Below are 15,653 nucleotides of genomic sequence, written 5' to 3'. Positions count from 1 at the left end.
TATGAAAAAAGAATCACAGGTATCCAAGCCGCTATTACAGGCTATCGACCTGAAAAAATACTATCCGGTCAAAAAAGGGTTCTTTGCACCAGAGCGTCTGGTTAAAGCACTGGATGGGGTTTCTTTCACCTTGGAGCGCGGTAAAACATTGGCCGTGGTTGGCGAGTCCGGTTGTGGTAAATCCACACTGGGCCGCTTGCTGACCATGATAGAGATCCCAACTGGCGGTGAGCTTTACTACCAGGGTCAGGATTTACTTAAGCCGGATGAAAGTGCGGAAAAACTACGGCGTCAGAAGATTCAAATTGTGTTCCAGAACCCTTATGGCTCGCTGAACCCACGTAAGAAAGTGGGGCAGATTCTGGAAGAGCCACTGCAAATCAATACTAATCTCAACAGCAAAGAGCGGCGTGAGAAAACATTGGCAATGATGGCAAAGGTCGGCCTAAAAACCGAGCATTATGACCGTTATCCCCATATGTTTTCCGGCGGTCAGCGCCAGCGTATCGCCATTGCTCGTGGGCTGATGTTGAATCCCGATGTGGTGATTGCCGATGAGCCGGTTTCTGCACTGGATGTTTCGGTGCGGGCTCAGGTATTGAACCTGATGATGGATTTGCAGCAGGAACTGGGTCTGTCGTATGTCTTTATTTCCCATGATTTATCAGTGGTTGAGCACATTGCTGATGAAGTGATGGTGATGTATCTGGGGCGCTGTGTTGAGAAAGGCAGTAAAGAAGCCATTTTTAATAACCCACGCCACCCTTATACACAGGCATTGCTCTCTGCTACCCCTCGGCTGAACCCTGATATGCGCCGTGAGCGAATTAAATTGACGGGTGAGCTACCTAGCCCCATGAGCCCGCCACCGGGGTGCGCATTTAATGCCCGTTGTCGTCGGGCGTTTGGGACTTGCACCCAACTACAGCCGCAACTGAAGCAATATGGTGATCAAATGGTCGCCTGCTTTGCGGTTGATCAGGATGAAGCAGAAAAAGCCAGCTAACACGAGTTAAGGCCCCAGCGCTGTTGGTTGGGGTCCAATCGACGAGTGCGATATCAATTACAACAACGCCGATAATTCGGCGTTTTTTTATAACTGAAAATAGCCTTCCACTGACTATTTATAACTTCATTTTAAAAATAATTACTGTAAATGTGAATGTAATATTGTAAATAAATAGTTACGCAACAATTTAATATTGCTGAATGTGACTTAATAACCGAGTACTCCTGTTATTTAGGTCGAGATTAACATTCACTTAAAATGATATAGATCACATTTTTAGTTCTATCTGGCAAATGCAGTCACTATCGATGTAAACATCATTTTGTTGATATGTGAATAATAAAGGGTGCAATGAATGCACCCTTTATCAAATAGCCGAAGACAATACTATTCGGTTTTTATTGTGGGTAAGGCACCCAGTCACCGCCATTTAATCGAATATAAGGTTTTCCCTGATATTGAATCACAATGGCATTATCGTTTTCCGATATTACCGCTGTTTGCGGCAATCCTTGTGTCAGGGTCTGCCAATTGATAGTCGGCGCAGTAAATACTTTGCCATCGACCATACGTGATACTAATTCAGAAAGCGCCAGATAGCTGCTTGGCGTATTGATAATCACCGGGCTGGCGGGCTGTGGCGCTTTGATTCCCATTAACGTAATCCCAACAGGGATATGCGTGATACTTGGGCTGGGGATATCCCTCAGGCCGGACATCTGCATTTTATCGCCAACCAGCGCGGCTCCATGCTCTGGTACCACCACCACCATAACTTTGCGGCCTGATTTTTCCAACGCCGCCAAAAACGTATTCAATTGGTCAAATAGCGTTTGGGCGCGAGCGTGGTAATCAGCCGTTTTATTGGTACCAACGAAACGGTTACCATCATGTAACGGTATGATATTCAGGAAGGTTGCGCTGCGGCTATCCCCCCCTTTCTGCTGCTGTTCCAGCCAGCGGTTGAGCAGTTCCAGATCATTGTAAATTGGCTCACCATCGAAGGACGCCAATTGATTACTGATGCCTTTTTGTGACATCAGCGGCGCGCGCATATTGCCGTCATCTTGAATGTTTTGCAGATAATTACCAAATACACCTGAGTGGTCCATCATCAACTGAGATGTGAAGCCAAGTTTCGCAAGATTATCAAACAGATAACACTGCTGCTCTTGTGGCAGATAGAGGTCTTTGTGCGATGACTGGCCACAACTGGCGCGCAGTAGTCGAATAGAGGCTGGGCCACTGTAGGCGGTGGCAGAGTTGAAGTTCTTGAACAGAATATCAAACTTATTCCACAGCGGGTGCTTATCCAGTTGGATAGCTTCAATGTCTGACCAAGACAGCGAGCAGATATTAATAACTAACAAATCAAAAGGTTGCGCATCTGTTGGCAGCGATGTAGGGAATGCCGTATGGCGGGTTTTCTCCTGCTCATAAAATGCATTCAGATAAGCCGTCAGATTGGCATCGGTTGGTGGGCCATTGGCCGCCACCTGATGACTATTAGGCGTTGGCGGCTCAGCCCCCAGTGTTACTGGAGATGATGCTACCGACGTTTCAGCGGCAGGTGCCAGAGAAAATGCCGGTGCGGCGATGCTGGCAACATTCAGCCAAATCATGGCTGCAACAACAAAAACCGTCACTCGAATCCACTGTGAAATAAACAGGTAGCCCACCAGAATAACAAAGGCGGTCCCTATCATGGCCCAGTTAATAAAACGGCTAATTAATTCAATTAGATAACTGAAGCTAAAGCCCGTAATCTGCGAGCCTTGGCTCAGGATACTGTTGAGCCCCGGTAGCCAGGTGTCGTGATATAGCAAACCAATACCTATTGGTATCGCAATCCAGTGACGCCAGCGGTGGACCCTATAGGCCGGGATCGGAAATAGCAGGAAAGCAATAAACACCAAGTTGGCCAGCGGATGGAAGTTCAGGTAACCAAACCACAGCAAGGCAAACTTTAGCAGGAAATAGTAGTTCCATGCGCCAAGACCACGCCAATAGCGCCACGGGCTCGGTGATTCTTGCAGTTTATTCTTTGCATTCATGGTTGTTTCTTCGTCAGTGAAGAGGAGCCATTACGCAACCAAACCCCTTCTGATTTTAAATATCGCGCAGATAAGAACAGATGTTGTCTTTTCTCCCACCAGCGTGGAAACCAACGGTGTGCTACATAACCCAGAGGGAAAAAGATAACCGCAGCGCACAGCAGGATTTGCCAGATATCGTTGAGATTCATTGGGTTTGCTCCTTGTTCGGCCCGACATTCAGTGCCAGAGGCACGGGGACTCGTCGGCTAACTTCGGCTTGCTCAGCTGTATCCATTTGTTGCGTATAGGATTTTTTGTCACCGGTCATTTGCCATGCATCGGGGGTATTCATCCGATGAATCTCAGCGATAATTGCCTGATCCTGATACCACACCCGTTGATTACTGAAAATTTCAGCCACCGGCAAACGGAATATATACTTCAGAGCGGTATCTAAATCATTGATACGGCAGGTAGAAAGGAATAATACCACGTGGTTATCAGCTACCGTTACCACATCACCATAGCGGCGTAGATGGCACAGTGTTAGTGCTTGTCTGGCCTGTAACCCAGGGACTGTCCGCAGAGCAACCATGACACCTTTGCCGTTTTCTGGCAGCAGCGTGTTGTTCATCAGTTGCAAAACAGAGTGGCAGAACTCAGCGGGAGGTAAATAACCTTTAAGCTGAAGTGGGCGTAACGCCTCCAATAACGCATTGATATCTTGAGGAACATGCCGAGAGGAATGTTGGCCCTGAATACCTTCTAACATGGTAAGAAAGCGTGACAGCGGTGCGATGTGAGGCACGATCAGATTCGCGCCGCAGGCCAGCAATAAACGTTCATCGCTGTAACGCAGGCTGGCGTTCATTTCACGCACCACAATTTTGATAGCATCACCCCGTTGGCGGCGTATGTTATGGATCTGATGTGCTAAATCGTCAATTTGCTCACTTTGATTAAGGGCAAAAATCAATGTGGCGGCATGAGCACTTATTGCCCGCTGCGCCAATACTACATTATTATCAAGTAGTTGCCAGTTGGTAGAGAGTGGCGGAGCGCCTTCCAAAATAGTGCGCTCCGCCAAATACAGATGCTCATCATTACGTGAAAGCGGCAGTGCCTGTTGAACTTCATCCGCCATGCTCCAGCCTTGTTCATCTGCTTCCAATCGGACTAACTGATTGGCGGTAACCCCTTTTTCAGTGCTCCACCAAGAGGCAACATACTGGGCATTATCTTGCTGCCATTGCAGGCTAGCCAATCCTTGTAAATAACGGTGCTGGCTAACTAATTGATTCTTAATTTTATTAATACCAGAACTGTGGCAAATTACGATTAACGTACAGTTTTGCGCCTCCAGCCATTGCTGAATATGCTGTAGCCACTGCTGCATCTCTTCGCCAGTGAATGTTTGCCATAAACTGGCCGGTGCTAACAGAATGAACAGTCGCTGTTGCGGCCGTAATGAACGCATTAAATCTTGAGTTAAATGTAGTAATGCTTTTCTTTGTGCCGGTAAGGTAAAAAGTGGCAATTTATAGGGGCCATAACCCACAATATTTGCCAGTAATTTCTCAGGTTTTAGCCCGCAACAAATCAAGGCGGCCCGAGTATTTTCAGATTGGTTACGAATAAGTTGCTGACAGAATAAATTAGCATCAATTTGACGTTCAATATTGACCCAATAAAACCCAGGCGCCTGCATCACTGCTAATTCATCCCAGATTTTTCGAATACCTAATGTGAAAGATCGTGGCATAGATTCTTTATCTGCTTGGTTAAAATGCGATTGGGCCAATTACTGGATAAATTCAGTGAACAATTGTAACATTGCAATAATTATTAACCAATGTCTTTCCCGTGATAATAATCTAAGACTCATCTTATTGGGAGAAAGTATACTCGAATTATTGTTATAATTAATTACCATAGCCTATTTTCTAAAGGCGGATAAATGAAAACCATAATAAATCGATTTCACGCCAAAACATCGCTCGAATCTCAGGATGATCTACTAGCATTAACTCAGGCTTTCTCATTACCAACGTTAAGTTATATCGATATCGTCCGTCAGGAACGATTAACTCAGATGATGGCTCGCTGGCCATTGTTGGCTGAACTGGCACAATCCACAGGGAGTGAATAGTTTATGCCGGTACTGGCGTTACAAGGGATAAGAGGGGGGACTGGTACCACATCGGTAACCGCCGCGCTTGCTTGGGCATTGCAACAACTGAAGGAATCAGTTCTGGTGATCGATTTTTCACCGGATAATTTATTGCGGTTGCATTTCAATATGCCGTTTGATCAAACCCGTGGTTGGGCCAAAGCTGAAATTGAGGGCCAAGGTTGGCAGCAAGGGGCGATGCGCTATACCGAAGGGTTGGATTTTCTGCCATTTGGCCAACTAACTCTCATTGAAACTGAGCAACTGAACTCGTCCTTACAACAGCACCCCGGTCAATGGCGAGAAAACCTGTCTGCGTTGCAAGCCAGCGCGCCCGATTGCTGGATTCTATTGGATATCCCTGCGGGTGATAGTATATTCACGCGCCAAATTTTAGCGCTGGCTGATCTGGTGCTGGTATTGATCCATGCCGATGCCAGTTGTCATATTCGTCTACATCAGCAAAATTTGCCTGTCGACTGCCATTTCCTGCTGAACCAATTTTCTGCCAGTAGCCATCTACAACAGGATTTACATCAGCTTTGGCTACAAAGCCTAGATAACTTATTGCCTACATTTATTCATCGCGATGAAGCAATGGCTGAAGCGTTGGCGGCCAAACAACCATTGGGTGAATACAGTGAGCAAAGTTTGGCTGCTGAAGAGGTCACCACACTGGCAAATTGGTGTTTGATTACTGTGGCGAACAACAGGCTATGAACTACTTGATGCGGATGTTATTTCTGACCCCGGTTTATCAGGGGATGCGCCGTCGTTATCATCTGTATATGCAGCAAGGTTGCACCGTGCTCACCGCCTTTTTGACCACGTTGGCGCTGCCGTTGTGCTGGATTTTTCTGCGTCTGGAGTCGCCCAGTTGGCAACGTGTAATACAAAACCGCACTTACTGGTTCCCACAGATTTCACCTATTCGCCCACGGCTTGGCGATGGCCTACGGTATCTCTTGCAAGGGCTGTGGCTGCTACTGACCTATCCTGAATCGCGCAATGAAAAGAGGCACCAGCCTGCCGCAGTCGGCAAAAAGTGGGTAAAACATACCAGACAAGGTTATATCCGTTGGCTGGGGAATATGCCCGAACGTTTTGAACTCCAGCGACTGGAACAATCGCTTATCACCCGATTAACCCCGTCATCAAAGCGCACCCGCCGGGTCCTGTTTATTATTTTGGGTATTTTTACCGGCATATTAGCGTTGCTGTGTATTTCTCAGCCGTTTGGCATGATGGCGCAGTTCGTTTTTGTGCTGTTGCTTTGGGCGTTGGCGATGGTGGTGCGACGGGTGCCGGGTCGCTTACCAACCTTAATGCTTATCGTGCTGTCTTTAACCGTCTCCTGCCGCTATCTGTGGTGGCGCTATACCGAAACTCTGAACTGGGATGACCCCGTCAGTCTGGTATGCGGCTTATTGTTGCTGTTCGCTGAAACATACGCCTGGGTGGTGCTGGTGCTGGGTTACTTCCAGACCATTTGGCCGCTTAATCGCCAGCCGGTGGCAATGCCGGATGATATCAATAGTTGGCCGACCATTGATTTGATGGTGCCGACCTATAACGAAGATCTTGGCGTGGTTAAACCAACTATTTATGCCGCTCTTGGTATTGATTGGCCAAAAGACAAAATCAATATCTATATTTTGGATGATGGTAACCGACCCGCGTTTAAAGCATTCGCTGCTGAGGTCGGGGTGCACTACATTGCCCGACCCACCCACGAGCATGCTAAAGCCGGTAACATTAACCATGCACTGAAACAGGCTAACGGTGAGTTTGTCGCCATTTTTGACTGCGACCACGTGCCGACCCGTTCTTTCCTGCAACTGACGTTGGGTTGGTTCTTTAAAGATACCAAGTTGGGCATACTCCAGACGCCGCATCACTTTTTCTCTCCCGACCCCTTTGAGCGAAACCTGGGGCGTTTTCGTCAGACGCCGAATGAAGGCACACTGTTTTATGGCTTGGTGCAAGACGGTAACGATATGTGGGATGCCACCTTCTTCTGTGGCTCTTGCGCTGTGCTGCGCCGCAGTGCGTTAGATGCTATTGGCGGTATTGCGGTAGAAACAGTGACTGAAGATGCCCATACCTCGTTGCGTATGCACCGTAAAGGATACTCCTCCGCCTATATCCGCATTCCGCAGGCCGCAGGCTTGGCAACAGAGAGTTTATCGGCGCATATCGGGCAGCGTATCCGCTGGGCGCGGGGCATGGTTCAGATCTTCCGGCTGGATAATCCACTACTGGGTAAGGGGCTGAAGTTAGTCCAGCGCTTATGTTATGCCAATGCCATGCTGCACTTTTTATCCGGTATTCCACGCTTAATCTTTCTAACCGCTCCGCTGGCTTTCTTGTTGCTGCATGCTTACATCATTTTTGCTCCGGCACTGGCGATTGCACTCTATGTGTTGCCGCATATGATCCATGCCAGTCTGACCAACTCCCGCCTGCAAGGGAAATACCGCCATTCCTTCTGGAGTGAAATCTATGAAACGGTGTTGGCATGGTATATCGCCCGTCCGACCACCATGGCACTTCTCAGCCCACACAAAGGAACGTTTAATGTGACGTCGAAAGGGGGGTTGGTTGAAGAGCAGCATGTGGATTGGGTGATTACCCGCCCGTATATCGCGCTGGTTCTTCTCAACGTTGCCGGCCTGATTGCGGGTTTGTGGCGTTTGGGTCATGGCCCGTCGAATGAAATTATGACGGTGGTTATCAGCTTGGTGTGGGTGATTTATAACATGACGATTTTAGGCGGTGCCGTCGCGGTGGCAGTTGAAGCTAAACAAGTGCGCCAGTCACACCGGGTCGAGATAGCCATGCCAGCCGCAGTAGCCCGTGCTGATGGTCACTTGTTCTCCTGTACATTGCGCGACTATTCCGATGGTGGCGTGGGGATTGAAATGCGCGAAGCCGGATTACTGCAAGAGGGTGAGGCGGTTCATTTACTGCTCAAACGTGGGGCGCAGGAGTACACCTTCCCCTGTGAGGTGACCCGAGCCTTCGGCACTAAAGCCGGGATGCGAATGCATCAACTGAGCGTGGCACAACATATTGATTTTATACAGTGTACCTTTGCCCGTGCCGATACCTGGGCGCTGTGGCAGGATGGTTTTCCTGAAGATAAGCCGATTGAAAGTCTGCGCGATGTGTTGGCGCTGGGCTTTAGAGGATATGTCCGTATGGCCAGCTATGCGCCACCGGTAATGCGAAATGTATTGGTAGGATTTACTTCCCTGATTGCCTGGATAGCGTCATTTGTACCCCATGGCGTCGGTAAGAATCAGGCTCCGAGTAGCCAAGGCCAGACAGTGGCTCAACATTGATGATGGTATGGTGATGAGAAAAATAACATGGTTTACCGCATTGGCTTTGGGATTGACGTCATTCACCCATGCTGAAACTCCAACGGTACCGTCAGCTCAATCGGCGGTCATGGCCACTGACGTGGCGCAGATACCCGCAATATCGGGTGATGTACCGATGCGCGACGTAGAATATTCGTTTGCCAAAATCGCGCCGCCGCCGGGGACCTTCTCCTTGCGTGGCACTAACCCTGAAGGCCAGCTTGAGTTCGGCGTGCGCAGTGATGAGGTGGTGACTCATGCGACCTTGAATCTTGAGTTTACGCCATCACCTTCGCTGATCCCGGTGGAGTCGCAGGTGAAAATTTTGCTGAATGATGAACTGATGGGCGTCATGGCGATCACCAAAGATCAGCTTGGTAAACCCACCCACCTTCAATTACCGATCGATCCGCGTTACATCACTGATTTCAACCGCTTGCGGTTAGTTTTTGTCGGCCATTATCAAAATATCTGTGAGAACCCAGCGAGCAATACCCTGTGGTTGGATGTCAGTAAGTCCAGCTCACTGGATTTGCGCTATCAATCGCTGCTGGTTAAAAATGATTTATCCCACTTTCCTGAGCCATTTTTTGATGCCAGAGATAATCGCCCGCTGATTCTACCCGTGATATTTGCTGCTGCACCTGATGTGTCGCAGCAGCGGGCCGCCGCTATTCTGGCCTCATGGTTTGGTGATAAGGCGCAATGGCATGGGCAGAACTTCCCGGTATTGTATAACCAACTGCCTACTCAGCATGGCGTAGTATTCGCGACTAATGCTCAACGCCCTGATTTCCTAAAAGATTACCCGCTGGTGAAAGCTCCAACGGTGGAAATCATCAGTCATCCGAATAACCCGTATGTGAAGTTATTGCTGATTCTGGGGCGCGATGATAATGACCTGATTACTGCGGCACAGGGGATCGCGCAAGGCAATATTCTGTTTCGTGGTCAGAATGTAACGGTGGATAAGGTTGAGCCATTAGCACCTCGCCTGCCTTATGATGCACCAAATTGGGTGCGTACCGACCGCCCGATGACATTTGCTGAGTTGCAGCAATATCCTGAGCAACTGCAAACATCGGGATTACTGCCGCCGCCGATTTCATTAGCGATGAATCTGCCACCGGATTTGTTCTTGACTCGCAGTGCTGGTATCGATATGCGCTTGATATATCGTTACACCTCAACACGTTTGATGGATGGTTCCCGCTTAAGTATTAGCTTGAATAATCAGTTTGTGCAGGATTACCCACTGTCACCGAATATGCCCGAAGACAGTAAGATCCTGCGTCTGCCATTGCTACAAGGCTTACAGGATGCTGCCAAAAGGCTAAGCATTCCGTCCTTGAAACTGGGCGCGACTAACCAATTACGTTTTGATTTTGATTACAGCACCTTGCTGGCAAGCGGTGCCGAGGGGCGATGTGAAACCTATTCTACCGCGCCGAATCACGCGGTAATTGACGGTAACTCTACTATTGATTTCTCCGGTTACCGTCACTTTATGGAAATGCCTGATCTACGGGCATTTGCCAATGCTGGATTCCCCTTCAGCCGTATGGCTGATCTCTCCGAAACGCTAGTTCTGGTACCACCAAACCCGGCGCCAGCACAGATAACCACCCTACTCAATGCGGTGGGAAATATCGGGGCGCAGGTGGGTTACCCCGCGGTCGGTATTAACATTACCGATGATTGGTCACAGGCGGCGGAGAAAGATGCGGATGTGTTGATTATTGGCACCATTCCGCCAGAACTGCGCAATGATCGAAAGATTAACGTACTGGTGGAACAGACCCTGAGTTGGGTAAAAATGCCAAATCGGCAAACCGGCTTACCAACCATGATGGTACCGCAATCAGATTGGGTAGCAGACAGCCAGGCGACGATAAGCTCTGAAGGGGCGATGTCGGCGATTATCGGTCTACAGTCACCTCACTTCCCTCAGCGCAGTATTGTGGCGTTATTGGCCGACAGCTCGCGTGGTTATACCTTGCTGAACAATGCCATGCTCGATACTGGCAAACGCGAAGCGATATTTGGCTCAGTCGCGGTTATTCGCGAGTCGGGCGTCAACAGCCTGCGGGTTGGTGAGACCTATGATGTCGGTCATTTACCGTGGTGGGAACGTATCTGGCATACCTTATCTACCCATCCGGTACTGTTGGCAGGGGTGGCCGTATTGGTCGTGGTTATGGCTGCAATGATGGTCTGGCGTGTATTACGTCTGATCAGTCGCCGCCGGTTATCACCTGATGAGCGAGATTGACGTTGAAGGTCGTGATGTTTAAGCGACAGATCTGTGCCCTGCTGCTCGTCAGTTTTGGTAGCGCAGCAACATGTGATTGGCCAGCATGGCAGCAGTTCAAACATGACTATGTCAGCGATGGCGGGCGCATTATTGATCCCAGCAGCCCGAGGAAAGTCACCACGTCGGAAGGACAGAGTTATGGGTTGTTTTTTGCTCTGGTTGCCAATGATCGGGAAACCTTTGACCAATTATTGTCCTGGACGGAAAACAACCTGGCCGCCGGGGATTTAACCGCACGTCTGCCGGTATGGCTATGGGGACAACGCAAGGATAATAATTGGGATGTTCTGGACCCCAATTCGGCCTCTGACGCGGATTTATGGATTGCATACAGCTTGCTGGAAGCGGGGCGGTTATGGGATAGCCGCCGTTACCAGACGATGGGTACTTTGTTGCTGCAACGTATTGCTCAAGAGGAAGTGGTGAATATTCCGGGCCTTGGCGAAATGCTATTGCCGGGGAAAATTGGTTTTAATGATGATGACCGTTGGCGGCTCAACCCGAGTTATCTGCCGCCACAACTGTTGGCCCGCTTTGCCTCTTTGGCGGGGCCGTGGAAAGCGATGGTTAAAGTCAATCAGCGCTTATTGCTTGAAACGGCACCCTATGGTTTCTCCCCTGATTGGGTGGTTTGGCAAGAGGGCAAAGGCTGGCAACCTGATGAGACACGGCCCGATGTCGGTAGCTACGATGCGATACGCAGCTATTTGTGGGTTGGTATGTTGTCCAATAACAGCCCAGAAAAGGCTGTATTAATCCAGCGCTTCCAGCCGATGGCGGGGGTAACCCAACAACGTGGGGTACCACCAGAAAATACGGATACCAGCAACGGTAAAACCAGTGGTAAGGGATCGGAAGGGTTCTCGGCGGCATTACTGCCATTTTTAGCCAGTAGCCCTGAACCCTATAATCAGCAAACCTTGAGCGTGCAACAACAACGTGTGCAAGATTCGCCACCGCCCGCAGATGCCTATTACAGTGCGGTGCTAACACTGTTTGGTCAGGGATGGGCGCAGCATCGTTATAGTTTCAATCGTCAGGGTGAGCTTCAGCCCTCATGGAACAGTCAATGCGCAACATTAAAATATACTGGCTCTTAAGCTTAGCGCTGTTGTCCCAAGCCTTTACCACTCCGGCGCAGGGCGCTGAGCCTATCTCACCGACCCAGTTTTTACTGGAGCAGGTACGGCTAGGGGAAGCAACCAATAGAGACGAGTTGGTTAAGCAATCACTGTATCGCTTGAATATGATGGACTCGAATAACCCGGAAGTGGTGGCGGCAGGAATGCGCCAAGCTCTGAGACAGGGTAATTTGGCTGAAGCACAAAAACAGTTGGATAAGCTGCAACAATTGGCACCCGACTCAGAGGCTTATCAGCGGGCTAAACTGCTGTTGGCGCTGACTAAGCCGGAGGTACGCCAACAATTACAACAAGCGCGTCTGTTAGCGACCGCCGGGCGGGTGACTGAGGCCAAAGTTCAATATGATCAACTGTTGCAAGGCAAACCACCAACACTGGATCTTGCTGTGGAATACTGGCGGTTGGTCGCACGTGTACCGGGGCAGGAAGCTCTCGCCACCCAGAAATTAGCCGCGCTTGACCAACAATACCCCGGTAATGTCGCGCTGCGAATGGCCTTGGCGCGCCTGTATTTCAATCAGCAAAATGCCACGCAAGGCTATGCCACATTGGAGAAAGTGGCCGCGGACCCAGTGGGAGCTTCAGATGCCGCAGACTTGTGGATGGAGACTGTCAAAACCATGACTGTCAGTCCACAAAGCGTGGCGGCGCTGACCCATTTCCTCGACATCTTCTCGTCTGGTCCTCAGGCTAATATCGCCCGTCAAGCATTGGCCAGCCAGCAGGCCATGCTGGCTTCACCGACTTATCAAGCGCGTTTAAGTGGATTGGCAAAAGTAGACAGCGGTGGCGGGGCGGCGGCTATCCCCGCACTAAAACAGGCACTGGCTGCCGCACCTAATGACCCCGAGATACTCGGCGCGCTGGGTCTGGCATATGCCCGTAGTGGTGACCGTGCCCAAGCTCTGCGCTTGTTTGAACTGGCGCAAAAATCAGATAAAGATGGTCTGAAAAGCGACAAGTGGATCAGCCTGATAAAAACCAATCGCTACTGGCTGCTAAATGACGAGGGGGATAAAGCGCTGAAAGCCGGTAATACCGGGGTGGCACAACAGAAATACCAGCAAGCGCGCCATATTGATGGCAGCGACAGCTATGCATTGATTGGTTTGGCTGATGTTGCCGTGGCCCGTCATGATGATAAAACGGCCGAGCAGTATTATCAGCAGGCACTCCGTCTGGACCCATCAAACGGCAGTGCGGTACGAGGGCTAACCCATATCTACCAGCGCGAATCGCCGCAAAAAGCACTGAGTTATCTGAGCAGTTTACCACGCAGTCAACAAGCCAAAATGCATGACACATTAGACAGCCTGCAAGTCGATATGCTGAAACAACAAGCCGAAAATCTGGCGGCGCAGCAACAATGGCATCAAGTAGCGGAAAAATATCGCCAGGCGCTGAAGATGGCCCCGGACGATGTCTGGATAACCTACCGGCTGGCACAAGCGTTAGCGCAAGAGGGGCATTTGGTGGAAGCTGACGCACAGTTCCACCAATTAGCGAGCCGTAAGCCGAAAGATCCCGAGCAGGTATATGCCTATGCGCTGTATCTCTCCAGCACCGGGCGTGATAGTCAGGCATTGGCGCATTTGGCAACACTGCTAACCCTGCACTGGAACGATAATATCCGCGCTTTAGACCAGCGCTTGAAATTTGCTCAGCTACTGACATTAGCTCGCCAACTGCGGGCTAGTGGTGATGAAGTGGGGGCGATAACCCTATTACGTCAACAGCCAGCCAACACTGCCATTGACTTGACGCTTGCTGATTGGGCGTTGGAGCGTGGTGACTATCACACAGCGCTGGTGGGGTATCAGCGAGTTCGGGCGCGCGAGCCACAAAACCCCGATGCTATTCTGGGTGAGATTGAGGCTTATATTGCCGAAGGCCGTCTCAGTGACGCTCGCCAATATTTACAACATGAGCCACTTTCCGGTGACGGGACTAACTCAAGCGCCCAGCGGCGGATAGCCAATGCCTGGTACGGCGTGGGCGAGCCACAAAAAGCGGCAGAGATCTTCCAGCACTTGAAACCGGCGGCAGCTAAAGGGGGACCCTCACAGGATAATGCATTGATATTCCGTGATTCAGGTCGATTAGCACAAGCGCAGGGGCAACCCGCTGCGGCACAAGATGATTTCAAACATGCCATGGTAGCCAGTGGTATCACACCGACACTGGCGGCGGATAACGACAGTTATACCTTGCTGACCCGCAATCAGGCCACCGATGACTGGCTTAAGCGGGGCATTCGTTCTGATGCCGCTGACCTTTACCGCCAGCAGGAGACCCGTATCACGATTGATCACGACTACCTGCGGTCAAGCGGCACGGAAGGGATCTCTGATCTCCGGGCGCACAACACCATGTTGCAGGTAGATACCTCGCTGGCTGATGGTCGGGCTTTCTTACGAACAGATACGGTGCAGATGGATGCCGGGACCTTTGACAAGAATGCCCGATATAAAGCCGGTACCTGTTACCAGACAGAAAAGCCATGTCAGACTAATCTACATCAACAGGCAACGGGTACCAGTGTTGCCGTGGGCTGGCAAAATGACAGTTGGGAAACTGATCTTGGTACTACACCGATGGGTTTTGATGTCGTTGATGTGGTCGGTGGGCTGGCATACAGCAATAGTTGGAATCATATTGGCTGGACCGCCACGGCGTCACGTCGGCCAATATCCAGCTCGATGCTGGCCTTTGCTGGAGCCAAAGATCCGAATACCAATGTGACCTGGGGGGGCGTGCGTGCCAACGGTGTGAGCCTGGGAGCCAGTTATGACCGAGGTGAGGCTCACGGAGTGTGGAGCGATTTAAGTTATCACTATCTGACCGGGCAGAATCTGGCGGATAACCAGCGGCTGCGCTTTATGACGGGTTATTATTACAAGCTAATCAACGAAGATAACCGCCGTGTTACCGTCGGTTTGAACGGGATGTGGTGGCATTATCAAAAAGACCTCAGCGGTTATACGCTAGGCCAGGGCGGGTATTACAGCCCGCAAAAATATCTGTCACTGGCTATTCCGGTAAATTATCGGCAGCGGACGGCTAACTGGTCGTGGGAGTTGGGTGGGTCGGTGTCTGTTTCACATTCTGCAACTAGCTCACGGGCACGTTATCCACTGCAAAATCTGCTCAACCACAGTATCCAGACTATTCCAGACCGGTATGAACCCGATGATGGTGATAGCAGTAATGGGGTGGGTTATACCTTGCGCGCCTTGATCGAGCGCCGGTTGAGTTCGCATTGGACATTGGGAGCTGGGGTTGATATCCAGCAGGCGAAGGACTATACCCCAAGCCATGCGCTTATCTACTTGCGTTACTCTCTGGCTGGATGGCAAGGCTCTCTGGATATGCCACCACAGCCATTGGTGCCATACGCAGATTTTAAGTAATCATTGGGTCGTGATGATTTGCACGAAAAAACAACGTTAGAGTGAGAAATAGCACTCTGACGTTGCGATCCTGATAGGAAAAGACTGAAACCCACGGTATTCTTCCCCTCCGGTTTGGTTTCACCAGATAAAATCTGAACGCGATCGAGTATCATACACCCAAAGTAACTGACTCGCTGTGAGCGAGCCATAAGCTGATGCTGGTTA

At 50.1% G+C, this 15,653-nt stretch carries 10 protein-coding genes and 1 pseudogene; 7 read left to right on the top strand and 4 right to left on the bottom strand.

Features of this window, described 5'->3' with window-relative positions:
- Position 1: 1 nt before the first annotated feature.
- Positions 2-1,006, top strand: a complete 1,005-nt coding sequence (gene dppF, locus A6J66_016245) for an ABC transporter ATP-binding protein (GenBank protein PNM27045.1) — start codon at positions 2-4, stop codon at positions 1,004-1,006.
- 401 nt (positions 1,007-1,407) lie between these two features.
- On the opposite strand, the gene bcsG is transcribed toward dppF, so the two are convergent.
- The 3 genes from bcsG to bcsE are packed head-to-tail and all read right to left on the bottom strand — an operon-like array spanning position 1,408 to position 4,807.
- Positions 1,408-3,063, bottom strand: a complete 1,656-nt coding sequence (gene bcsG / locus A6J66_016240) for a cellulose biosynthesis protein BcsG (GenBank protein ID PNM25590.1) — start codon at positions 3,061-3,063, stop codon at positions 1,408-1,410.
- Positions 3,060-3,254: a cellulose biosynthesis protein BcsF gene (bcsF, locus tag A6J66_016235; protein PNM25589.1), complete on the bottom strand. Its 195-nt coding sequence runs from the start codon at positions 3,252-3,254 to the stop codon at positions 3,060-3,062. Before bcsF ends, bcsG begins: the two co-directional genes overlap by 4 nt.
- Positions 3,251-4,807, bottom strand: coding sequence for a cellulose biosynthesis protein BcsE (bcsE, locus tag A6J66_016230; GenBank protein PNM25588.1), 1,557 nt, complete (start codon positions 4,805-4,807; stop codon positions 3,251-3,253). The genes bcsF and bcsE overlap by 4 nt, the downstream gene beginning before the upstream one ends.
- A 195-nt stretch (positions 4,808-5,002) precedes the next feature.
- Between bcsE and A6J66_016225 the strand changes: the two genes are divergently transcribed.
- From A6J66_016225 to A6J66_016200, 6 genes are read left to right on the top strand one after another with little or no spacing between them, the layout of a single operon-like run.
- Complete coding sequence (locus A6J66_016225; GenBank protein PNM25587.1) at positions 5,003-5,194, top strand: hypothetical protein; 192 nt, start codon at positions 5,003-5,005, stop codon at positions 5,192-5,194.
- A 3-nt stretch (positions 5,195-5,197) separates the two neighbouring features.
- Positions 5,198-5,935 (top strand): cellulose synthase operon protein YhjQ, encoded by a 738-nt coding sequence (yhjQ, locus tag A6J66_016220; GenBank protein PNM25586.1) that lies wholly within the window; start codon positions 5,198-5,200, stop codon positions 5,933-5,935.
- Positions 5,932-8,559, top strand: a complete 2,628-nt coding sequence (bcsA, locus tag A6J66_016215; GenBank protein PNM25585.1) for a UDP-forming cellulose synthase catalytic subunit — start codon at positions 5,932-5,934, stop codon at positions 8,557-8,559. Before yhjQ ends, bcsA begins: the two co-directional genes overlap by 4 nt.
- A gap of 7 nt (positions 8,560-8,566) precedes the next feature.
- Positions 8,567-10,852 (top strand): cellulose biosynthesis cyclic di-GMP-binding regulatory protein BcsB, encoded by a 2,286-nt coding sequence (locus tag A6J66_016210; protein ID PNM25584.1) that lies wholly within the window; start codon positions 8,567-8,569, stop codon positions 10,850-10,852.
- 14 nt (positions 10,853-10,866) lie between these two features.
- The gene (locus tag A6J66_016205) at positions 10,867-11,994 is read left to right on the top strand and encodes a cellulase (protein PNM25583.1); all 1,128 of its coding nucleotides are present in this window, start codon (positions 10,867-10,869) and stop codon (positions 11,992-11,994) included.
- A complete protein-coding gene (locus A6J66_016200) occupies positions 11,964-15,446 on the top strand; it encodes a cellulose biosynthesis protein BcsC (GenBank protein ID PNM25582.1) in 3,483 nt (1,160 codons plus the stop codon). The genes A6J66_016205 and A6J66_016200 overlap by 31 nt, the downstream gene beginning before the upstream one ends.
- Here the strand turns inward: A6J66_016200 and A6J66_016195 are convergent.
- Positions 15,439-15,645: pseudogene (locus A6J66_016195) on the bottom strand (hypothetical protein). The gene A6J66_016200 and the pseudogene A6J66_016195 overlap by 8 nt on opposite strands.
- Positions 15,646-15,653: the final 8 nt, after the last annotated feature.

Origin of the sequence: Yersinia enterocolitica, from assembly GCA_002082245.2 — a bacterium.
Classification (GTDB): Bacteria; Pseudomonadota; Gammaproteobacteria; order Enterobacterales; family Enterobacteriaceae; genus Yersinia; species Yersinia enterocolitica_E.
This window is presented reverse-complemented; position numbering and strand designations above follow the sequence as displayed.

Excerpts from the sequence above, each read along its gene's own strand:
- bcsE (PNM25588.1), bottom strand. The coding sequence starts at position 4,807 with ATGCCACGATCTTTCACATTAGGTATTCGAAAAATCTGGGATGAATTA.
- A6J66_016205 (PNM25583.1), top strand. The coding sequence starts at position 10,867 with ATGTTTAAGCGACAGATCTGTGCCCTGCTGCTCGTCAGTTTTGGTAGC.
- bcsA (PNM25585.1), top strand. The coding sequence starts at position 5,932 with ATGAACTACTTGATGCGGATGTTATTTCTGACCCCGGTTTATCAGGGG.
- dppF (PNM27045.1), top strand. The coding sequence starts at position 2 with ATGAAAAAAGAATCACAGGTATCCAAGCCGCTATTACAGGCTATCGAC.
- bcsG (PNM25590.1), bottom strand. The coding sequence starts at position 3,063 with ATGAATGCAAAGAATAAACTGCAAGAATCACCGAGCCCGTGGCGCTAT.
- yhjQ (PNM25586.1), top strand. The coding sequence starts at position 5,198 with ATGCCGGTACTGGCGTTACAAGGGATAAGAGGGGGGACTGGTACCACA.
- A6J66_016210 (PNM25584.1), top strand. The coding sequence starts at position 8,567 with ATGGTGATGAGAAAAATAACATGGTTTACCGCATTGGCTTTGGGATTG.
- bcsF (PNM25589.1), bottom strand. The coding sequence starts at position 3,254 with ATGAATCTCAACGATATCTGGCAAATCCTGCTGTGCGCTGCGGTTATC.
- A6J66_016225 (PNM25587.1), top strand. The coding sequence starts at position 5,003 with ATGAAAACCATAATAAATCGATTTCACGCCAAAACATCGCTCGAATCT.
- A6J66_016200 (PNM25582.1), top strand. The coding sequence starts at position 11,964 with ATGCGCAACATTAAAATATACTGGCTCTTAAGCTTAGCGCTGTTGTCC.